Origin of the sequence: Sediminihaliea albiluteola, from assembly GCF_014077625.1 — a bacterium.
Lineage (GTDB): Bacteria > Pseudomonadota > Gammaproteobacteria > Pseudomonadales > Halieaceae > Sediminihaliea > Sediminihaliea albiluteola.
Genome location: NZ_JACFXU010000011.1, coordinates 1 through 21,936, shown reverse-complemented (window position 1 = coordinate 21,936; position 21,936 = coordinate 1). Strand labels below are relative to the sequence as shown.

The following is a 21,936-nucleotide window of genomic DNA, read 5'->3' as shown; positions in this document are numbered from 1 at the left end:
CATTGGGCACTGATTCAATTCATACGAGGCCTGCCTGGCCCGCGATTACTGATACAAGTGTGCAGCGTGAAAGCGCAGATGCTCATCGATAAAGCTCGCGATGAAGTAGTAGCTGTGGTCGTAGCCGTCCTGCATACGAAGCTCTAAGGGATAGTTGCTGGCCTTAGCCGCTGCGGTTAATGCCTCCGGCTTAAGCTGCTCTAGCAAGAAGTTATCATCCTCGCCCTGATCAACCAGTGCCGGGACAAAATCCTTGGCCTCACGCATCAATTCGCTAGCATCGTAGCTACGCCAAGCTTCCCTATCCTTGCCAAGATAAGTACTAAAAGCTTTCTGTCCCCAAGGGCAATCGATGGGGTTACTAATGGGACTGAATGCCGATACGGAAAGGTACCGCTCTGGGTGTCGCAGTGCGATAACCAAGGCCCCGTGACCGCCCATCGAGTGGCCACTAATGGCTCGCTTGTCCGACACTGGGAATGTCGCTTCGATCAACTGAGGAAGCTCATCCACCACATAGTCGTACATTTGGTAGTGTTTGCTCCAGGGTGCTTGCGTAGCATTGACATAAAAGCCCGCTCCTTGACCGAGATCATAGGCCTCATCATCAGCTACATCTTCACCTCTTGGACTGGTGTCCGGTATAACGATGGCAACACCCAGCTCCGCCGCAGCGCGCTGTGCACCGGCCTTGTGGCTAAAATTTTCGTCATTACAGGTCAATCCAGATAGCCAATAAAGCACTGGTACTTTGTTCCCGCTGGAAGCTTGCGGCGGTAGGTAGATAGCAAAGCGCATAGAACAGTTTAAGGTTTTAGAAAAGTGCGAATACTGTTTATGCCAACCACCAAAAATTTTGTTTACACTCACATTTTCAATTGTCACTTCTACTCTCCTGATAGCAGCCCCCTGCGGAGGCTGCAGTGTCATCTCTATTTGTTAAAATGGATCACAGAGCGAATGCTTTTACCTTGGTGCAATAAATCAAAGGCTTCGTTGATGTCATCTAGCCCCATGGTGTAGCTAATAAAGTCATTGAGCTGGAACTCGCCCTTTAAATAGCGCTCGACATAGTCTGGCAATTCAGAGCGGCCTTTCACACCACCAAATGCCGAACCACGCCAGACTCGACCGGTTACTAACTGGAAGGGACGGGTAGAGATTTCCTGTCCGGCTCCGGCCACCCCAATGATGACAGATTCACCCCAGCCCTTATGACAGCACTCTAGGGCAGAACGCATGGTGTTGACGTTGCCGATACATTCAAAGGAAAAGTCCACGCCACCGTCGGTTAACTCGACAATCACATCCTGAATAGCTTTGTCGTAATCCTTTGGGTTAATACAGTCTGTGGCACCCAACTTACGCGCCATCTCAAACTTACTTTCGTTAATATCAATGGCGATAATGCGCGAGGCTTTTGCCATGGTCGAACCAATGATGGCAGATAGACCGATGCCACCGAGCCCGAAAATAGCCACAGTGTCGCCTTCTTGAACATTGGCTGTTTTGCTTACCGCGCCCATACCCGTGGTCACACCACAGCCGAGTAAGCAAACCTCTTCTAAGGGTGCCTCGGGGTTAATCTTAGCCAAAGCAATTTCCGGCATGACTGTGTATTCGGAGAATGTTGAGCAACCCATATAGTGGTAAATGGGCTTACCATCTTTATAAAAGCGGGTAGTACCGTCGGGCATCAACCCCTTGCCTTGAGTTTCTCGGATCTTCTGACAGAGGTTAGTTTTTCCCGACAGGCAGAACTTACATTCGCCACACTCCGGAGTATAGAGAGGGATGACATGATCCCCTACCTGAACACTGCTGACGCCTTCGCCAACCTGCTCCACAATGCCGCCACCCTCGTGCCCTAGAATACTAGGGAAAATACCTTCGGGGTCATCGCCAGAGAGAGTAAAAGCATCGGTATGGCAAACACCCGATGCCACTATTTTTACCAGTACCTCGCCTTTCTTTGGCAACATAACATCCACTTCCTCGACAGATAGTGGTTGCTTTGGCCCCCAGGCAATAGCGGCTCTTGATTTTATGAATTTATCAGACATGTTGATCCTCACTGTTTAGGGGATTGTTAATAGAACAAGCTCTTACTATAGGCCAATTCATATTATGATGTAGCCAGTATATCCATTTCCAATTAATAGATAATCCTATTATTATGCAATTCACTTTTACACAGTGGAAACAATCATGCAGTGGGAAGGTATCAGCGAGTTTGTTCAGGTCGCCGAAACGCAGAGTTTTACTCAAGCCGCTAAAAAACTAGCTATCTCAACGCCCCAGGTAAGCCGACAAGTCAGTGCCCTAGAGAAACGCTTGAATATCAAGTTGTTTTATCGCACAACCCGCAAAGTTTCCCTGACTCAAGAGGGTGAGATCTTCTACCAGCATTGCCGCAGCGTACTCGACGGCCTAGATGCAGCCGAGCGCGCAGTAAGCAATCTTCAGAGTCGACCCCAAGGTAAAATAAAGCTCACAGCACCCGTCACCTACGCCGAAATGAAGGTGCTACCCCTGCTGAACAATTTTTTGCAGCAACACACGGATGTGCAAATTACTGTCAACTTAACCAACCTACAGCTTGATCTGGTAGAAGAGGGTTATGACATAGCAATTCGCTTGGGAAAATTAGCTGACTCGAGCTTGATGGCGAGAAAGCTAAGCAAACGAACAAACTACGTTTGTGCCTCAGCGAGCTACCTAGAGCGCTACGGCAGCCCTCACTCATTATCTGAGCTGGCTAAGCATAACTGTCTTTTAGGTACTCTAGACTACTGGCGATTTAGAGAGGAAGGCCGAGAGCGACTACTGCGAGTAAGTGGCAACCTCACTTGCAACAGTGGCTCTGGCTTATTAGACGCAGCACTGAAAGGACTAGGGCTAGTTCAGCTGCCCGACTACTATGTTGAAGAGCACATCAAAAAGGGCAATCTAGTCAGTGTCTTAGACAAATTTGCCGAGACCGATGAGGGCGTGTGGGCCGTTTATCCACATAACCGGCACCTCTCGCCACGAATACGACTCTTAGTCGATCACCTAGCCAAAAACTTAGAGTAAGCTAACTCTCTGGCGCCTTAGATGAGCCTAATTACTAATAGGGGCCTGAACCTCTTCCAATCGCGAAGCAGCCAGTATGGCCAGCGCCGCCATCACTGCAAAGATGGCCAGCACCACCCCTACTCCAAAATATTGGGCGATCACACCAAACACACCGCCGGCGAGAAGAAGCAGACCCACCACTGAATTACTAAGTGCAGTATAGGTAGCGCGGCTGTCGAGATCCGCCATATCAACAACATGGACCGAGCGACCGAGCCTAACCCCCTGATGAGCAATGGTCAGCACAAACAGTAAGATCGGCAGAATGAAGAAGGCTGAGGCTAATTGCTCCGGCATGAGTAGTGCAGCACAAGCAGCAAGGCCGTTGGCTATGCTTGCCAACAATGCCGCCACCATCAGTACGCGACGGCTAGAGCGATCGGCGAGTCGACCCCAGACATAGGAGCTCAGCAAGCCCGCGCCCGCTGACGCCAGCATAAATAATCCTAACGAACCTAAACTACTGGACTCCTGTTCACCGCTCAGTGCGATATAAAATGGCGGGGCTAGGGCAGTGGACAGCAGTAACACTCGGGTCATAATCAAGCGTTGCAAGGATAGATCACTGCGCAGTAAACCGAGCTGGGCGATCACTGCCGCAAAACCATCAATACCCCCTTCAGTCGCGCCAGAATACTCTCGTATGGAGTGAAATACTAAGGCAGCGGCCAACCACATCAGGCCGCCCAGGATAACCGCAGCAGCTACTACCGGCACTATAAGCGGAATCCAGCCTGTCGAGTATCCTACAGCTAACAGTAGCGTCGCCGCTGCAGCAATACTTCCTGCCAGCCCGCTGACGGTACCGCGCCGCCCCTTGTCCACTGTCTTAGCCAACACATCCTTGTGACTGATCGAACACAAGCTGCGGCCTAGCGCGAATGCCGCAATCAGTAGCACTGAAAGCATGCCCGCTAGGTTCCCAGAGAGCGTCAGAGCAACAACACCGATACTGACAATGGCCAAACCTTGTACAACACAGCCAACAACATAGACCGACTTGCGAATAGCCATCTGTCGTATACGCGCTGAAATCAGCAGTTGCGGTAGCATTGCCAGTGCTTCACGTATCGGCACCAGTAGACCTATTGCCCAGGTGGGAGCCCCAATCGCACCCAGCAACCAAGCCAATACCAGTTTGGTATCAGCCAGCCCCTCGCCCACTTTAGTGAGGCTCAGTGAGCTAAGCTGCAAAACAAAATTGCGCGGCTGTTGGTGACAGGCTGACTCTGGCAGATCGCGGCAAACGCGGTTCACCTCATCGTCGTCAACCAATACTGCCTTGGAGCGTACGTAATCGCTAAGCTTACTCACAGCCTGTTCAAACTCCTGCTGACTTAATCATTGAGGCCAAAATAATTACTGCCCTCATCGTTTTGCCCCCTTAAGGACTTAACTTCAGGCTCGGAGAATAAACTAAGGGGCTTAACGCTGCATGTTTTATTGCTGTCGATCAGCCTTTTATTAGATTTATTTCAACCGCTTAAGATTGCCTGCTTAGACTGGTACCATGAAAATTAGCATGCTCTGAAATACTATCAATAAAGACAGTTTATATCGCCTTCTAGCTGAGTGATTTCTATAAAGCATGATGCTCATGGTTTGCCCCAAGTCATGCCCTAAGCCATTCGATGTAGCAGCGAGAGGCATGGCGTTAATGGTAAATTTGCAAAACCCCTACAGCTCAGGCCCACCTTATGTCGATGACAACTTTTCTGCGCTCACTACTCATTGTCGGCTCGCTGTGCATCTTTGCCAGCGGATGTGCCCTGCCCTCACTAGATCAGCGCAGTGCCTCATCTGCACTGCCTGAAGCGGAGGCGAGTAATACCCTCTTAGGCCTTGCTATTGCCCCTCAGCTTGCAAAGCAGCAAGGCAAAAGCGGCACCTACCCTTTGGGCAACCCGCTCAATGCATTTGCAGCACGCATGTTACTGGCCAAAACCGCCGAGCGGACACTGGATATTCAATACTATATTTGGACTAAGGATGTAACTGGCAGGCTACTGCTGGAAGCCCTGCGGGAAGCCGCCGCTCGCGGGGTTCGAGTGAGACTTCTGTTGGACGACAATGGCACCGCTGGCCTCGATAAAGAACTGGCGGCACTCGCAGCGATACCAAATTTTGAAATTCGCTTATTTAATCCCTTTATCCTGCGCCAAGCAAAATGGCTTGGTTTCATCACTGACTTTGAACGCAGTAACCGTCGCATGCATAACAAATCATTCACTGCGGACAACCGCGCCACCATCATCGGCGGTCGCAATATAGGTGATGATTACTTTGGCGCTACCAGCGGCGCCCTAAAAGCAGACCTCGATGCATTATTGGTCGGCCCTGTAGTGCAAGATGTATCCGAGGACTTCGATCGATACTGGACCAGTCAGTCGGCCTATCCCGTAGAGCTTATCGTCAGGCCCCATCGGCCTGATTCGGTAGATATTACCCCCTTAACGCCCCTCAGCACTGCCAGCACTGCCGAACGCGACAATTACCTCACAGCAGTGAGCAACTCCACCTTTGTCCGCGATCTTCTACAAGGCCAACTACCGATGGTATGGGCGCCGGCGAAAATGATCAGCGACGACCCCGCAAAAGGTCTAAGCAGAGTCGAGGAAGAAGAGCTTCTGATCCATGCTATGGCTGAAGTTATCGGCCAACCCCAACATAGCTTAGTGTTGGTATCCCCTTATTTTGTGCCGACAGAGGCCGGCGTAAAAGCCTTTAGCAGGCTGGCTCGTCAAGGGCTTAGTGTGAGTATATTAACTAATGCGATGGAGGCTACCGACGTATTGCCCGTCCACGCGGGATATGCCAAGCACCGCAAGGCCCTACTCAAAGCCGGCATTCGCCTGTACGAACTTCGCCAATTAGCTGGCCACAGCGGCCGGCACTCAAAAGCATGCCCTTTCGGTAGCTCCTCATCCAGCCTTCACGCTAAAACCTTTGCCGTAGATCGCTCGCGCATCTTTATCGGATCATTCAACTTTGATCCACGCTCAATGCACTTAAACACTGAACTTGGCTTTGTGATTGAAAGCCCGGAGATTGCCAGTGAGCTCGAAGATCAGTTCAAGGCAGAAGTTTTACACAGCGCCTACCAAGTGAGCTTAAACGAAGCCGGCAAGTTGCAATGGATAGATCGCCACAGCGGCGAAGAAATCATCTACAGCACTGAGCCCGGCAGTACCGCGGTGAAACGTGCCGCACTATGGCTACTATCTAAGCTGCCAATAGAGTGGATGCTCTGAAGATACGAAACGGCCTTAAGTCGTGGTCTCGCTTGCTTATTAGCCCCTCATTACAGCCATGCCCTCCTACGAGTCCTTACAAACTCCCGCTGCACTGTTATTTTCCTTGGAGCAACAATATTTAAGCTACTATTAACAGAAGGGCCGGCTGCACCGTCTTTTATCACCTAACTTCGCGAGGAAGCGAAATATTAATAGTGGAAGGAGGGGAAGGAGACTTGATTTATAGTAGCTCAGACTTAACCTGACAGTTAAGCAATTTTTGCAGTGCCAGCCAGATTAGATCCAATCTAATACACCTTATCAGCTCAGAGCTGTCTTCAGAAAGTAGTGCCGTTTAGTGATGAGGCCTGTTTGGCGTGGCAAGATCAAAGGGCCTGCTGACACAGATCTTTCAAAGCCTTTACGCTCGCCATTCGTGTAAAGTTCGGTCGTATAAGAAATGCAATGCGTCGATGTGGCCCAGGCTCACTTAAATGCACGGCTATAAGCTCCTTATTTTGTGACACAAGTTGATCCATCGCCATGGCCGGAATGAGCGTTGTCCCTAGACGCCCTAGCACCATTTGAACCAAGGTGTTTAAACTGGTTGCCGCAAAGCCATGCTCCGTTTGTTTATCGGATAACTTACAGGCATCAAGAATATGATCTTTAAGACAATGACCTTCATTAAGTAACATGAGATTACTTTGCATCAACTCGTCACTGTTGATTTCTTTTTTGCCGCTAAAGCGATCGCCTCTAAGGGTGACCCAATAGAAGTCTTCTTGCCAGAACTCCAAGGATAACAGGCCTTCATGCTCATAAGGCAGCGCCAAGATAGCCGTATCCAATTCTCCTTTACGCACCATATCCACCAAGACATGAGACTGCTCTTCAACAATGCGTAACTCTGCTTTCGGATACTGCTCGTGTAGCAAAGGGAATATCTTTGGTAACAAATAAGGTGCAATGGTAGGAATAACACCTAGCGATAACGGAAAACTAAGTGGCTGCTTAATGCTTTCAGACAACTCTTCGAGGGATTTTAGCTGTAGCACAATTTCCCTGGCACGATTCAACACCTCCTGTCCTAAGGGCGTTACCAATACCTTCTTATTGTCACGCTCAAAAATTTGCAGGTCTAAATGCTGCTCTAACTGTTTCAACCCCGTACTTAAGGCCGATTGACTAATATTGCAGCGCTCTGCAGCTTTCTTGAAATGCAGGGTTTCTTCAACGGTTAAAGCATAAATCAACTGCCTAAACGACACCATGATTTAATCACTCCATCGACACCAGTAGTTCAATATTATAGAACTTTAACTTCAGTTTATTCAAATTTACTAAACTACCGGCAATTCCTATACTCATCTACGAACTCATACAGAGTCCAGCATTAACGTAACTAATAGGAGGCCAGATATGGCACTTATCAACACAGAAATTAAACCATTTAAAGCTAGCGCATTTAAGAATGGTGAATTCATTGAAGTTTCTAACAAAGATATCGAAGGAAAATGGGCAGTATTTTTCTTCTACCCTGCAGATTTCACATTCGTATGTCCTACTGAATTAGCTGACTTAGCGGACCATTATGAAGAACTTAAAAGCCGCGGTGTTGAAGTGTTTTCTGTATCAACGGATACGCACTTCACACACAAAGCATGGCACGAAACGTCGGACACTATTGGCAAAATTAGCTATGCCATGATTGGTGACCCAACAGGTGAAATCACTCGCAACTTTGACGTTATGCGAGAAGACCAGGGTCTAGCAAATCGCGGCACATTCGTTGTTGACCCAGACGGAGTGATTCAGGTTATGGAAATTACAGCTGAAGGTGTTGGTCGCGATGCTAAAGAGTTAGTTCGCAAAATTAAAGCGGCTCAGTATGTTCGCGACAATCCAGGCCAGGTATGTCCAGCAGCTTGGAAAGAAGGTGAAGATACTCTCGCACCATCATTAGACTTAGTCGGTAAGATTTAAGTCGCTTAATTTTAAGTCTGCACAATAGTCGGCAACCTATCTATCCCTAGCTCATTATTGTCAGCGCTAGGTGAGCTTCACCGCCCACCTAGCGCGCTTAAACATTAGCGACTGCAAATATTTTCATCGTCATCAGATAAAACTCACTCAGCCAATTTTGCAAAGCAGGAAACACATTATGCTAAACAAACAAATATTAGAAGCTTTGGAAGGCTATACCGCAGATTTGCAAAAAACGGTGACTTTCGTCTTGCAAACCGGTGAGCATTCTAAACGCGATGAACTTAAAGGCTTTCTACAAAGCTTTGCCAGTGTCAGTGACAAAGTTCAATTTGAAGAGCGTGACCTTAATGGTCAAGTTCGCAGTCCAATCAGCTTTCTTCTTGAAGTTGATGGCGAAAACTCAGGGATCCAGTTTTCTGGTATTCCATCGGGACACGAGTTTAACTCACTAGTATTAGCGGTTCTTCAAGTAGCAGGCACTCCAATTAAACTAGACAGCTCATTACAAAATATGGTCAAAAACATTGACCAAGAGATGAACTTCGAAGTGTTTGTCAGCCTAAGCTGTCATAACTGCCCTGACGTAGTACAAGCCTTGAACCAGTTTGCGTTTATCAACCCAAACATTTCCGCAGAAATGATCGACGGTGGCCTGTTCCAAGACATCATTGAAGAGCGAGACATTCAAGGCGTTCCTAGCGTCTACCTAAACGGTGAATTATTTGCCAACGGTAAAGTTACCGCAGCAGAGTTAATCGATAAATTGCTAGAGCAAAACCCATCAATAGGACAAACTAACAGTGATGAAAAACTACCGCTGCAAGACCTTGTTGTTATTGGCGGCGGCCCAGCAGGCGTAAGTTCTGCAATTTACAGCGCGCGTAAGGGCCTGAAGATCACCTTAATCGCCGACCGAATCGGTGGCCAAGTGAAGGACACTATGGCTATTGAAAACTTAATTTCTGTCCCTAAAACCACTGGAACAGATTTATCAGCTGCGCTACTGGCGCACCTAAACGAATACAACATTACAGTGAAAGAGCACTTACGGGTTACTGATATAGAGCAAGGTGATATCAAAACAATTACGCTATCGTCAGGTGAAATCATAGACAGTAAAACCTTGATTATCGCAACAGGTGCTAACTGGAGAGAGCTTGGTGTTCCTGGCGAAAAAGAAAACGTCGGCAATGGCGTGGCTTACTGTCCACACTGTGATGGGCCATTCTTTACAGGCAAAGATGTTGCCGTAATCGGTGGCGGTAACTCAGGCATTGAAGCCGCACTAGACTTAGCCGGTATTGTAAAGTCAGTCACCGTCTTTGAGTTTATGCCTGAGCTAAAAGCCGACCAAGTCTTAATCGACCAAGCCGAAGCGAGAGACAACATTACTATTTTAAAGAACGTCGCAACGAAAGAAATTCATGCAAGCAATGGTAAAGTCTCGTCTATCGAATACACTGATAGAGCAACAGAGGCTAATTACAACATTGAACTTGACGGTGTCTTTGTCCAGATTGGCTTAGTGCCCAATAGTAAATTCTTAGGCGATGTGGTTGAAACCACAAAGTTTGGTGAAATCGTCATTAACGAAAAGTGTGAAACTTCTCAACCCGGTGTTTATGCCGCTGGCGATGTCACCACAGTACCTTACAAGCAAATTGTGGTTGCCATGGGCGAAGGCTCAAAAGCATCGTTAGCATCCTTCGAATACTTGTTAGCGAACTCTAGCAAGCTTGAAAAGATCTATGAAGACTATCAGTCTTTAAAAGACAAAAGAAACGCAGCGTAAACTAAAAAGCCCCTAATTGGGGCTTTTTTATCTCTTATACTCCATCGTATAGTCAAGCCTAAAGCTAGCGCCAGACCTTCCGCAGGCCAGCGTACATACCCTACTTAAAACTCATCACGCCCAGTATAAAAATAAGAATGAGAGCTCAAATCCTTGGGAATACAGATTGATACCAGCCAGAACCGATCAATTCCAGTTATTCCCACTCTATTGTAAAACAGATAGATAATATTCTTTAAAATCAATTACATAAAACCATAAGCACTACAAATGCCATAAAAAATACCATGCACAGAAATTTCTTGTAAAAAAATTTATTTTGAGCGGATAAATGCGCCATTTTACGGCGTATCTGAAGACAACCTCCCAAATCCAGCTTCATCGCCAGCCCTCTAACCCCGCACGCAGAAAACATCTTCACGTGACTATAGCCCCTGCTATTACTCCGAAAGCCAGCTGTCGAGAAACTCCCTTACAGCTGCCAAATCGACGACGAAACCACCTAGCATTTTTTCCATTGGTGCCGAGCCACCGAACATCGGATTGTCATTCGGCGAGTGAAGCCACTGATCGCTGCACTCCGTATCGGGAAAGAGAATCTGTAACGCTCTATAAATGCCTAGGATATAACTGGCCCGCTCCAGAAAGTCCCGGGGCAACTTCGCTTTGTCTGGCCGACTTTTCCAATTGTATAGCGTCTTTTCGTTGCTCAGACCCAGCAGAATCATTTGCTCGTACCCGCTAAGATGCCACAACGCAAAAATATTGAATATCGCTGGCAGCAAGGAACCAGGCTCGATTGAGTAAGGTTGCAATAGCTTCTCGAATTCTGCCTTCATCTCCACCCTTTAAAGCTGTAACAATACAGTAACGCAGACTCTCACACTGTATTGTTACAGTCAATTACGGGTGCAACTTACCTTCGACAACAAAGCATTTGCCTTTACGGATAAAACCCGTAATAATAATTAACAATTACGGAGATATTCCGTATTCAGAGTTTGGAGGTCGCCATGTCCAAAATTTTACGTTATGAAATGCAGTGGGATGAAGAAACCTATGCACTGGCAGAGCGCGCTGCACGCGCGTCGGGCTTAACCAGCATCAAGGCCTACGTCACGCAATTGGTGAATCAACATGCGCCAGAGGTACTGGAAGCCTACAGCAGCATCCAACTGACCAATGCCCAGTTTGATGCCTTTTGCGAGGCTTGTGACAACCCGCCAGCACCAACGGCCAAACTCCGTAAGGCAGCACAAGCACTTGACCAAAAGGGCTTCGCGCTGAATGCCAAGGCCTGAGTTTTTGCCCCTGGATACCAGGGCGATCAATGTTAAATCTTTCGATTGCGGCAAGGATGCCATTAACACCTATCTGCGCCGCTACGCGGCAAAGAATATGGCACTGAACCTCAACCGGACTTTTGTTCTGCCCTATACGCCCGAAGCCTATATCGGCAAAGAAAGCCCAGGAAAATCTCATGTAGCGGCTTATTACACCTTGGCCCATCAGACCCTGGTTCGTGAAGAACTACCTGACCCATCCCGACTGCCGCGCTACCCTGTTCCGGTGATCCTGCTTGCTCAACTTGGCATCGACCGACGGTTTCACCGGCAAGGCTTGGGCGCAAAAACGCTGGTATACGCACTTAGACACGCCTATCAAATAGCAAGCAACCCGAAGGGCATACCCGCTCTGGGCGTGGTTCTCGACGTGCTCGACCAGGATGCGCTAGCTTTCTACCAGTCTTTCGACTTCTTTTTTCCGTTAACGGACAACCCCATGAAACTGTTCATACCTATAGCGTCGCTTGAATCACTGTAACCAGGCTTATGTCACACCAAGACGTCATGGGGAATAAATATGGAGATATCGCCACTATCGATGCAAGGTTGGCGGAACTCGAGCAGGAAAAGCAGCAGCTCATAGAGCTCAGGAAGGAACTGCGAAACCCCAGACCCACAGTTTCTATACCAAACCCCCTCACCCCGGAACAAAAAATTGCAATTTTCAGCAGCCTGTTCCGCGGTCGCACCAATATTTTTGCCAATCGCTGGCAAAACCAACTAGGGCGAAGCGGCTACTCCGTTGCCTGTAACAACGAGTGGGCAAAGGGAATCTGCAACAAGCCGCGGATTAAATGCCAGGAATGCAATCATCGCCAGTTTAGCGTGTTAAACGATCGGGTCATCTATCGTCACTTAGCAGGGCTACAGGTCGTGGGCCTCTACCTGTTGCTCCAGGACAATACCTGTTATTTGCTGGCCGCCGATTTCGACAAAGGGAACTGGCAAGAAGAAGTAAAAGCGATGGCCCGAGCCTGTGAGAGATACAGCGTACCTCATACTATAGAAATCTCACGTTCGGGCAATGGCGCCCACCTATGGGTATTTTTCAAAGATCGAATTCCGGCCAATGAAGCGCGCTTACTGGGTTTTGGACTTCTCGATGCCGCCATGGAGATTTACCCAAATCTATCCTTCGACTCTTACGACAGACTGTTTCCCAATCAGGATATTCTGCCGGAAGGAGGGTTCGGCAACTTGATCGCTTTACCGCTACAGCATGAAGCCAGGCGCTCGGGCAACAGTTCATTTGTCGATACAGAATTAAATATCATTGACGATCAGTGGCAACATCTTTCTCAGATAAAAAGCTTTCCAAACAAGAGATTAGCAAGCTACTTTCGCAGCTTTCCTCCAATAACAGTCTGCGTTATGAACAAGGGGTCGCCGACAACCGCCCTCCTTGGGAGATCACAGCCAAGTCCAAGCCACTGGTTCTGGAAAACTCACCTCAACAGATAACGATAACACTCGCCAACCACATCTACTTCGAGATTAAAGCACTGCAAAGTGCCCTCTTGGCAAGGTTAAGGCGTTTAGCCAGCTTTTCCAATCCGGTTTTCTTTAAGACACAGGCGCTTCGCTTTTCCACCCACGGCATCCCGCGATTTATTTCTTGTGCACGCATCGAACAAGGTTACTTGGCTTTACCACGCGGCACATTCCCTTGCGGTCGAGTTTTCAGTCTCCAGTCCCAAAAGGATTCAGGCTTTTCTCTCGGCTCGCTCATGAGGTCACAACCTAATGCACTTTTGTGCCATGATAGGTAATCCCATGGATCTCCGTTTTCCAAGGTTGGAAAATCAGTCGTAAAATCTATGTTAGTCACAGGAACTCCCGGCACTTGCACCGGCCATTGGATATATGCCTGATTTTCTGAGTTCTTTTCAAAAACAACATGTAGCAGTTCGGCAGTGTTCCAGTCATAACAAATTTGTGCCCAGATGTATCTGGACCTTTTCTGCACGTAGAAATCATTCAACCAAGTGCTAAAAACATCTCTCTTCGATGTATAAAGTACCTTTTTCATTGAAGCCGCCCTATTCATCAGCCATGCGAGTTACCGCCTGGTCGTACCACATGAGCAGTTTGGGATCTTCTTCCAGGACGTTGTTGGGGATCTTGTCGGCCACGGCCACGGCGACGATGACGGCGTAATCACGCTCCTGCCAGGCTTTCTTGAATCCGGCGCGGACAGCCTCTATGCGGAAGACCTTGAGTTTCTTTTTCGCCGCTTTGTACTCATCGAACTCTTTGAGCAGCGCCTTCTCGCGCAGCTTCTCCAGGTCGCCCGCCTTGTTGGGATCGGGCACGTACCAGCGGTCGCGGGCTTTGGCGACCAGGGTCGGATCATCCTTGGGCAGGTTGCGCAGCTCTTTCCAGTTGGTGGAGAGGTAGGCATGGATCTGTTCGGGCACCGGTCCTTTGCCGTCGTAGCAGAGGAAGTTCTGATTCAGCAGATCGCGCAGGTCGAGCTGGGCCTCGTTCTTGCTCCAGCCGCCGAGCTGCTGCATGAACTGCGGGTTGATGTCGGAGAAAGTCTGCGGCTTTTCCTTGATGAGCTGACGGAGCCATTGGATGGCGGACGCCTCGTCGGAGACGAACATGGCCATCTGCTTGAGTTCGCCCGAGGTCATTTTCTTGCGGTCGTATTCGGCCACCTGATCTGGCAGGAAGTACATGCCGTCGCGCTCGATGAAACGCTGCGACAGCCCAATCTGGAACTCATGGCTGGAGATCGGCACGGGGTAACCCTTGCGGACGTAGAACGCAATCATCTGGTCGAACAGGATGCGCGGATCGCGCTCGGGAACGAAAAGCATCAATGGCCCCTGACGCTTGGTGACCGGCAGATACTTCAGGTGCGTGCGAACAAAATCCCAGACGCCTTCTTCAGTTTGCGCCTCTTTTTGGAAGCGCTCTTCAAAGCCGCCATTGGGTTTGTATGCCGAAATGACAAGGTCTTGTTTGACCGCTGTAGGGGTCGTTACAGCCTTAAAGCTGCCCTGCTTCTTATCGAGAGCAGATACATTCGCCACAATGAAACCTGCCTCAGTCAAAGCTGCTTGTATGCTGTTCCATACAGATGCCTTTGTATTGGAAAACTCGACTGTCATCCAGCGCCCCTTTTTGAGGACGCGATAAGCCTCTTTAAAGCAAAGCCCCATTAATAATCGGTAGTCTGATAGAGTTTTATTTTTTACGCTGTTCTCAATAGCTTCAGGCTCTTCATTTGTAAAAACACGAGCCCACGACTCAGAAAGAAAATTAAGTTCTGAGTACATGATATTCGCCCCGAACGGCGGATCGATAAAAATATAATCAACCACCTCATCTTCAGAACATATCTTCGTTGCACTGCCGGTTAATATAACTTGATGTACCCCGATATTTCTTAATGAGCTTAAAATTATTGGTAGCTTCTGCTTCAAAATGCCCTGAAATATGTTTTTTTCTACCGGCAACGATGAGATATATAAAGTCCCTGATTGGTATCCAGTCAAAACCGGCTTTTTTCCTCCCCCCTTGAATATGACGCGAGTCATTAGCGTGCTATGGGTGAGATCATATGAGTTAATAAGAAACTCCATCGCTTTTCCCACTCGATCCGCAGGCAGGCTCTGTCTTAGAGCTGATCCAGTTCCAGGCGGCAAAGAACGCCAGGAGGCTCAAGGCGACCCCCACCAGGATCGGCACGTTCGCCCTGATGATCTCCTTGAGCATTACTGCGGGCTCTGCACGATCACCGGCGCGGGCTGCTCGATCACAGTGGGCGGGGGCTGCTCAACCACGGTCGGTGCATGCGTGGTATCGACAGGAGAGCGAATCGACCCGCTGTTGCCAGTCACGATCTCGCCCGCGTTGCCCGATGAATCCCCACTGTAGTCACCCGTGGAGCCACTGTTTCACATCATTCCGATGCATCCTTTCCAAGGATCATTAAAATTTCTTGCGGTTGCTTCAGTAATCGCGCTGGTCTTACCGGCGAGCTGAAAAAACCTAACAGCATTAAAAATCACTGAAGATCTCCGTGTGCATTGATGCTCAAAAAAACTTCAGCAAGGTTTATGAATTGGTAGCGACTCGCTTTTGAATGACGATTTGTTGTGGTGTGAAAACATTTAACGTTCTGGTTTTTATGTCGGCGAGAGTATTTGATCCTGAGGTCACACGCTTAGGTTAAGCATAGAGAGAGCGTATGAGATTTGATAATAATTGGCGGGTGGGGGAAATGGGGTAGGGCGGTCAGCAGACCACCCTTGTAATGTAAATTCAATGTCCAGTTGCTTAGCGTCCAGTCAGACTTTTTTATAGGTATCGAGGTCAATACCGGAACGGCCTGGAGCCAGAATATTGTTCGGATCCAGAGCGCGTTTAATCGCATGCTCCAGGTCGCGCTTGACCGGTCCGTAGCTGCGAGCGACGCGTTCCTGAAAGCGCGTGTTGACGCGGTACACGGCGTAACCTTCCTTTTCGAACTCGTCCAGCAGTTCGCCGAAACATTCATCCGCGCGTTTTTTCTCCTCCGCATTACTGCGATCGTACAGAACGTCGATGACGTGGTGCATGTCGCGCGGGGCAACAATGAACTCAGCCACATAGTCCAGGCCGTATTTGTGCAGGATGCGTTTGGCCAGCCGTGCCTGCTTCTTGCATTCGTCGCCGCGGGCCGCGCTCACTGGCGCGAACCACATGGAGCCACCGCCGCCACGCCAGTTGTACAGGCCAAATTCCTGCAGGTTGGGCACACCGGACATCAGCTCAGCGCGATATTTGAACGGTTGCGTATCACCGGCTTCTTCTTGCGTGACGATACGGCCTTTGCCGAGTTTCTTGAAAGCATCGGTGACGATCTTCCAGTTCACGTCTACCTGTTCCTTGGTGCCGTAGAGAGCGGCGTAGAGGTTCCACGCACCCATGCCGGTGTCTTTCTGTATTTTCTTCAGGACCGAATCAGGGGTATGGCCCGGCTCAGTGGTGTAGTCAGAGCGACGCACGTTGCCGCTGCCGGCTTCCCATAGAATGTTGGCAACCACTACTGAGTTGGGAATGGTCCCTGAGATGCGCAGCGGACGCAGCATTTCCACGATCTCGGTGATGTCGTCTTCGTTCTCAAAGATCACTTCGAAGGGCTTGTAGACGGGTGGCTTCGGCATCAGCCAAAAACCCATCTTGGTGGTAATGCCGTAGTTGGCCTGAGTGAACATGCCATCAAGAGTAGGGCCATAACCCCACTTGAAGATTTGCCAGGTGTTGCTGCCTTCTACTCCGCCCATGCCGGTGCGGTAGACGTCACCGTTGGCCATCACCACTTCCATGCCGCACTGCATCATGAAATGCTCGCCGTAAGGGGTGTAGCCCACGCCGCGGTCCATGGTGTTGCCCAGAGGTCCAGCGATGGCGGACGGCGCGGAGAATGACAGCATGAGCGGCAGGTTATTTTCTTCAATGTAATCGTAGAGCTGTCCGTAGGTTACGCCTGGCTCCACCAGCGCGTAGCACATCACCGGGTCGATCTCGAGGATCTTGTTCATCTTCTTCAGGTCGAGAATGACTTGGCCGCGCTGAACCGGCGCCGCGGAACCGTAACCGAAGTTGCGGCCGGTGGAGATGGTCCAGATGGGGATCTTGTGCTCGTTACAGACTTTGAGGATGCCCTGTATCTGCTCAACGGTGGTCGCGGTCAGCGCCGCCGAAGGCGCATGGTCTGCATTCTCGGCGGACATCATGATTTTGTTGTAAGGCACTAATTGGTCAGCGTTGACCAGTACGTTGTCTTCTCCCAGCAAGGTTCGAAACTTCTCGACAGCCTTGTTGAATTCTTGCTGGACCACGCCTTTAGGCAGTACCGCATTATTTTGTTCAGCCATTGCTCAAACTCCTTCAGGCCTTGATCGAGAAAGAAACGAAGCTGCCGGTGACGGGCAAGCTCGTGTTGGGTGACGCCGGGATGTTCAGCGTTGTCGGCGCGCCGAGAGAAGCCAGCAAATAACCAATGCTGCTGGCCCATTGCGCGGAGTGACTGGTCTGGTTGGAAGACGCCACTAATTGACGAGAGGTCACGGCGCTATTCTGGCGCTCCTCGGTCACGCTAAAGCCTGCTCCGCAGGCCTGCAGCTGATGGCTGAGCTGTTGCGCGCAACCTTCAGCAATCTCAGTCCTGAGCAGGTGATGGCGGCTGAAGCCGGCGTCGGCGCTGTGCTGACCGAGCCACTGAATACGTGCGCCGCCACTGCGGGCCATATCCAGCACCAGGGCTGCCGAGGCGTTATCCAGCAGGCCGATGACGTTCATTGGCACACCACGGCGCAGCTCCCGTTCAAACTCCAGCATGAAGCCAGGATCGCGGTCGACTCTTTGTACCTGCAGCTGGGATTGCGAATCCCTGGCAGCCATGGCGCCATACAGGAAAAGCGATTCGGCTGGGCCTTCGTTGACCAGAGCCAGTAGCGGCTGAGCCGTTACGGTGGAGGCGGGCCCGGCGGCAAGCGCGCTTCCCAAGCCCGTCGCGGTCACACCCGCGATACTGGTCAGAGCCATACCTTTAAGCACGGAACGACGATTTACACTCATGACAGATTCCTCAAGGCTGAGCTGCCGGAGCGGGCAGGCTCGACAGGTATTCCGCCACCATGGCGATGGATTCATCGTCGATATAAGAGGCCTGGAAAGACGGCATGGCGTTGAAGCCATTGCGGACGATGAACTTCACATACTCGACCGGCAGCACGCGACCCTGGATCGCCGTACCCACGCCAACCTTGGGATCGTGACATTGGCTACAGACTTTTTCGTACAGTTCTTCGCCGCTGCTCCATCGACTTTGCCACGGGCCTTTATCGTGATCTGTGTTTTGGGCCTGCGCCGATGCCGCCAATAACGCAAAGGGGAAGATGCTCGCTATCAGCATCCGCTTTGCAGTGTTGCCGCTCAAGGGGTAAGACATTTTTAATTCTCCAAGTAAGTGGATCGGCGAACATCAAAAAGCATGTGCCGGAATCCTGCATCCCCACGGGTACATAAAAAATTCATTAGGACGCTTCATCAGAATGGATAGCCACGTGGCGCATGCTGCACAGTGATCCAATGATCCGTCGTAAATTCCTCAATGGCCCAGTCGCCGTTGAAGCGGCCAAGGCCGGAGTTTTTCTCACCGCCAAAGGGCGCGTTCGGTTCGTCGTTCACCGGCATGTCGTTAACGTGAGTCATACCCGCGCGAATCCGTTGCGCAAACTCTACGCCGCGGGCGGCGTCGCGGGTGAACACGGCGCTGGATAATCCGTACTCGCTGCTGTTGGCCAGCTCCAGGGCATGCTCCGCATCGCGGGCGCTTTGAATGCCCACCAACGGACCGAAGATCTCCTCGCGTGCGATTTCCATGTCATCGGTCACCTTGCCGAATACGTGCGGCGGCATGACGTTGCCTTGGGTATCGCCGCCGACGAGTAAAACGGCTCCTTCCTGTTGTGCCTGGCTGATCTTGTTTTTAAGACCGGCAATTTGCTTGGCATTGATCACCGGACCGACCACCGTTTCGGCCTTGCTCGGGTCGCCATACGCCAAACCTTTGACACGCTCCACGAAGCGCTCCGTGAATTCGTCCAGCAAGGGCGCTTCTACAATAATGCGGTTGATGGCCATGCAGATCTGTCCCTGATGCAAGAACTTGCCAAACACCGCCGCGTTCACCGCGGCTTCAACATCCGCATCGGCGAGCACCACAAACGGGCTGTTGCCGCCCAGTTCCAGCGCGACGCGTTTGAGGTGTTCACCGCCGCTGGCAATACGGCCAATGTTGCGGCCGACCTCCGTGGAACCGGTGAAAGAAATGAAGGAGGGCACCGGGTGTTCGACAAAGGCGTCGCCGATCTCGGAGCCGGCGCCAACCAAGACACTCAGCAAGCCCGCTGGAAGTCCGGCTTCTTCAAAGATGCGCGCCAACAGCAAGCCGCCTGTGATTGGGGTGTCGCTGGCCGGTTTGACCACCACGGCATTACCGAGCGCGAGAGCCGGCGACACTGAACGGGCACTCAGATGCAGGGGGAAATTCCAGGGGCTGATAACGCCGACCACACCTAGCGGGCCGCGATGGACACGACTTTCTTTACCGGGCACATCCGAGGGCAGAATGCGGCCGTGGACGCGCGCCGCCAAGCTGGCAGATTCCAGCGTAATGCCGCGGGCGGAACCCCATTCGATATTGGCCTTGATGCGCGTGCTACCGGATTCACGAATCAGCCAGTCAATGATTTCGTCTTTGCGTTCATCGAAGATTTCCACGGCCCGGCGCAGGATATTGCCACGGGCCGCCGGTCCCATCGCGGCCCAATCAACCTGAGCCTTCTCGGCCGCACGGTAGGCCTCGTCCAGATCCTCACGGCTCGCCATGGGCAGCCTAAGGAGGCTTTCGCCGGTGAAGGGGTCAGTGACCTCCAGATGACGTTGGGCGCTTCCCAGCCGCCACTGACCAGCAATGGGCTGCAATTCAAGATTTTGATAGACGGGTTTAGTACTCATGACACTTCTCTCTATTAACTTATGTTGTTCGCAGTGGCGGAAGCAGAGGCCAGCGCGAGCCCAGCCGATTCTCGAACGCGCAGGGCTTTATCATCGCTTTCTAATAACGTTTCACACGCCAGATTTGACGCAACTTATGAGAATGGGTGACAAGTCCGGCTCCAGCCAATCCGTGACTTTGAAATAAGATTGGTCAGGATCCGGAGCGGTTCGTGCTCCCGGAGAAGCAAACCGCTCAATATTGCTGCCCTGACTGACAGCAACCTCAGGCCAGCTTGAGGATGGGTTTGACGGCACTTCCGTTGGCGGAATCTTCAAAGGCCTGGTTTATCTGATCGAAGTTGTAGAATTTGACCAATTTATCAAAGGGGAATTTCCCTGCCTTATAAAATTCCACCAGCTTGGGAATGAATACCCGCGGGACGGAATCACCTTCGATCACACCGATCATGCTCTTGCCTTCAGCCATCAGATCGTTATGAACGTCGATATTCATTTCCGGCGTTACGCCAACGATGGCGGCTTGTCCCAATGGGCGCAGCGCATGAAGGCACTGGCGTACTACCGGCGGGACACCAGTGCTCTCCACCGCGTAATGAGTGCCGCCACCCGAGGCGTCGCGGATCTCTTTGACTACATCCACCTGCTTACCGTTCAGCGCATGGGTTGCGCCAAGCTCTTTGGCCAACTGCAGACGGCTATCGTGTACATCAATGGCGAAAATCTGCTGACATCCGGCGATCCTGGCCGCCATGATTGCGCTGAGACCCACGGCACCACAGCCGTAGATGGCAATGGACGTACCGAACGCCGGCTTCAAGCGATTGAGTACCGTGCCGGCACCCGTCTGGATACCGCAACCCAGTGGGCCCAGCAAAGCCAGATCCACATCTTTGTCGACTTTCACTACGTTGCGTTCATGAGCCACCACGTAAGTGCCGAAGGAAGACTGGCCGAAGAAAGTCCCCAGTTCCGTATCGCCCTGGTGTAAACGATAAGTGTCATCTTCCATCCGTCCACCGAAGTTGAGTTCGTTGAACCGCGAGCAGACCGTTGGATGCCCGGTGAGGCAGTTTTCACATTGTCCGCAATGGGCAAAAGACATCACCACATGATCGCCGGGTGCAAGACTGGTAACGTTCTCGCCGATCTGTTCGACAACACCTGAGCCTTCATGCCCCAACACGATTGGATAGGGCGAGATGCCCAAATCCCGAGCGACGGCGTCGGTATGACAGACACCTGTGGCCACAACCTTGATCAAAACCTCATTCGCTTTTGGTGCTGACAGAGACACTTCCTCAAGGGCGAACTCCTCCCCTTGGGCGCGGGTTACGGCTGCTTGAATCTTCATATCGGTTCTCCGGTTGGATGACAGCAATCGTGGAGCTGGACCATGGCAGTGGACGTATAGGAAGAATAAACGCCCTTTTCACCCAAGTCCAACAGCTTTGGACCGCAGTTGACTCTTTCGACACCCCTGCGATGCAACCCAATCCGGCTGACGGGGAGCCAGCAACGCTGAAAATTTACCCTCCTCTTTCCCACTAGCGGCTCCTTTTCCGACAACCAGCACGGCGGATCTCACTATAGGGTCTTCAATGCAGGCGATGACTTTCATGGCGCCGCCGCAGCCGCTGCAGGTCTCGATGTCGATATTGAAAACACGCTTGAGCCGTTGCGCCCATGTCATCGACGCTCGCCGTTGTGCTGGTGTTGCCGGTTCATCAGCCACCCTGACCTTGTTGCCCCTGCCCCGTTTTGCCGGCGTGACCAACGCCCGGTGCCGACTGTTGGGTGCGAACACCCCGTGGAAGCGGGTTAGGTTGACTCTGGGCTTCGGTACCAGGGCGGCCAGCCTTGCAATGAAATCCAATGGTTCGAAAATGACGTGCGTGGTGCCGTCCCGGTACGGCGTCTTGAGCTGGTAGCGCACGTTGCC

The 21,936-nt window shown here is 51.0% G+C and carries 19 protein-coding genes and 1 pseudogene; 7 read left to right on the top strand and 13 right to left on the bottom strand.

Features of this window, described 5'->3' with window-relative positions; all coding sequences use genetic code 11:
- Window positions 1–45: 45 nt before the first annotated feature.
- The gene (gene fghA, locus H2508_RS01005) at window positions 46–885 is read right to left on the bottom strand and encodes an S-formylglutathione hydrolase (RefSeq protein ID WP_328799276.1); all 840 of its coding nucleotides are present in this window, start codon (window positions 883–885) and stop codon (window positions 46–48) included.
- Between the two features lie 47 nt (window positions 886–932).
- Window positions 933–2,063 (bottom strand): S-(hydroxymethyl)glutathione dehydrogenase/class III alcohol dehydrogenase, encoded by a 1,131-nt coding sequence (locus tag H2508_RS01000; protein ID WP_220463541.1) that lies wholly within the window; start codon window positions 2,061–2,063, stop codon window positions 933–935.
- A gap of 145 nt (window positions 2,064–2,208) precedes the next feature.
- On the opposite strand from H2508_RS01000, the gene H2508_RS00995 reads away from it, so the two are divergent.
- Window positions 2,209–3,075, top strand: coding sequence for a LysR substrate-binding domain-containing protein (locus tag H2508_RS00995; protein WP_182168551.1), 867 nt, complete (start codon window positions 2,209–2,211; stop codon window positions 3,073–3,075).
- 27 nt (window positions 3,076–3,102) lie between these two features.
- On the opposite strand, the gene H2508_RS00990 is transcribed toward H2508_RS00995, so the two are convergent.
- The gene (locus tag H2508_RS00990; protein ID WP_182168550.1) at window positions 3,103–4,431 is read right to left on the bottom strand and encodes an MFS transporter; all 1,329 of its coding nucleotides are present in this window, start codon (window positions 4,429–4,431) and stop codon (window positions 3,103–3,105) included.
- 383 nt (window positions 4,432–4,814) lie between these two features.
- Between H2508_RS00990 and H2508_RS00985 the strand changes: the two genes are divergently transcribed.
- Window positions 4,815–6,368, top strand: a complete 1,554-nt coding sequence (locus H2508_RS00985; RefSeq protein ID WP_220463540.1) for a phospholipase D family protein — start codon at window positions 4,815–4,817, stop codon at window positions 6,366–6,368.
- 368 nt (window positions 6,369–6,736) lie between these two features.
- Here the strand turns inward: H2508_RS00985 and H2508_RS00980 are convergent, their stop codons facing one another.
- The gene (locus H2508_RS00980) at window positions 6,737–7,624 is read right to left on the bottom strand and encodes a hydrogen peroxide-inducible genes activator (protein WP_182168549.1); all 888 of its coding nucleotides are present in this window, start codon (window positions 7,622–7,624) and stop codon (window positions 6,737–6,739) included.
- A 148-nt stretch (window positions 7,625–7,772) separates the two neighbouring features.
- Here H2508_RS00980 and ahpC point away from each other — a divergent pair, with 148 nt between their 5' ends.
- Both ahpC and ahpF read left to right on the top strand, forming a co-directional pair.
- Complete coding sequence (ahpC, locus tag H2508_RS00975; protein ID WP_182168548.1) at window positions 7,773–8,336, top strand: alkyl hydroperoxide reductase subunit C; 564 nt, start codon at window positions 7,773–7,775, stop codon at window positions 8,334–8,336.
- A gap of 178 nt (window positions 8,337–8,514) precedes the next feature.
- Window positions 8,515–10,131: an alkyl hydroperoxide reductase subunit F gene (gene ahpF, locus H2508_RS00970; RefSeq protein WP_182168547.1), complete on the top strand. Its 1,617-nt coding sequence runs from the start codon at window positions 8,515–8,517 to the stop codon at window positions 10,129–10,131.
- Between the two features lie 440 nt (window positions 10,132–10,571).
- Here ahpF and H2508_RS00965 read toward each other — a convergent pair whose 3' ends face one another.
- Window positions 10,572–10,970, bottom strand: a complete 399-nt coding sequence (locus H2508_RS00965) for an MbcA/ParS/Xre antitoxin family protein (RefSeq protein ID WP_182168546.1) — start codon at window positions 10,968–10,970, stop codon at window positions 10,572–10,574.
- 174 nt (window positions 10,971–11,144) lie between these two features.
- Here H2508_RS00965 and H2508_RS00960 point away from each other — a divergent pair, with 174 nt between their 5' ends.
- The 3 genes from H2508_RS00960 to H2508_RS00950 are packed head-to-tail and all read left to right on the top strand — an operon-like array spanning window position 11,145 to window position 12,938.
- A complete protein-coding gene (locus tag H2508_RS00960; RefSeq protein ID WP_182168545.1) occupies window positions 11,145–11,432 on the top strand; it encodes a type II toxin-antitoxin system TacA family antitoxin in 288 nt (95 codons plus the stop codon).
- Window positions 11,433–11,436: 4 nt separating this feature from the next.
- Window positions 11,437–11,955, top strand: coding sequence for a GNAT family N-acetyltransferase (locus H2508_RS00955; RefSeq protein ID WP_235964654.1), 519 nt, complete (start codon window positions 11,437–11,439; stop codon window positions 11,953–11,955).
- Between the two features lie 8 nt (window positions 11,956–11,963).
- Window positions 11,964–12,938, top strand: coding sequence for a TOTE conflict system archaeo-eukaryotic primase domain-containing protein (locus tag H2508_RS00950; protein ID WP_220463539.1), 975 nt, complete (start codon window positions 11,964–11,966; stop codon window positions 12,936–12,938).
- 175 nt (window positions 12,939–13,113) lie between these two features.
- Here the strand turns inward: H2508_RS00950 and H2508_RS00945 are convergent, their stop codons facing one another.
- The 8 genes and pseudogenes from H2508_RS00945 to H2508_RS00905 form a co-directional block, all read right to left on the bottom strand.
- Window positions 13,114–13,506, bottom strand: coding sequence for a hypothetical protein (locus tag H2508_RS00945; protein ID WP_182168594.1), 393 nt, complete (start codon window positions 13,504–13,506; stop codon window positions 13,114–13,116).
- 10 nt (window positions 13,507–13,516) lie between these two features.
- The gene (locus tag H2508_RS00940) at window positions 13,517–15,067 is read right to left on the bottom strand and encodes a hypothetical protein (RefSeq protein ID WP_220463538.1); all 1,551 of its coding nucleotides are present in this window, start codon (window positions 15,065–15,067) and stop codon (window positions 13,517–13,519) included.
- 708 nt (window positions 15,068–15,775) lie between these two features.
- Window positions 15,776–17,347 carry an FAD-binding oxidoreductase gene (locus H2508_RS00935; RefSeq protein WP_182168543.1) on the bottom strand — a complete coding sequence of 524 codons (1,572 nt, stop codon included), beginning with the start codon at window positions 17,345–17,347 and terminating at the stop codon, window positions 15,776–15,778.
- Between the two features lie 13 nt (window positions 17,348–17,360).
- Window positions 17,361–18,050, bottom strand: a complete 690-nt coding sequence (locus H2508_RS00930) for a hypothetical protein (RefSeq protein WP_182168542.1) — start codon at window positions 18,048–18,050, stop codon at window positions 17,361–17,363.
- 10 nt (window positions 18,051–18,060) lie between these two features.
- Window positions 18,061–18,423, bottom strand: coding sequence for a c-type cytochrome (locus tag H2508_RS00925; RefSeq protein WP_182168541.1), 363 nt, complete (start codon window positions 18,421–18,423; stop codon window positions 18,061–18,063).
- A 98-nt stretch (window positions 18,424–18,521) separates the two neighbouring features.
- The gene (locus tag H2508_RS00920) at window positions 18,522–19,994 is read right to left on the bottom strand and encodes an aldehyde dehydrogenase family protein (RefSeq protein WP_182168540.1); all 1,473 of its coding nucleotides are present in this window, start codon (window positions 19,992–19,994) and stop codon (window positions 18,522–18,524) included.
- A gap of 265 nt (window positions 19,995–20,259) precedes the next feature.
- Window positions 20,260–21,348 carry an NAD(P)-dependent alcohol dehydrogenase gene (locus H2508_RS00915; RefSeq protein ID WP_182168539.1) on the bottom strand — a complete coding sequence of 363 codons (1,089 nt, stop codon included), beginning with the start codon at window positions 21,346–21,348 and terminating at the stop codon, window positions 20,260–20,262.
- 216 nt (window positions 21,349–21,564) lie between these two features.
- Window positions 21,565–21,936: pseudogene (locus H2508_RS00905) on the bottom strand (transposase); the annotation flags it as partial.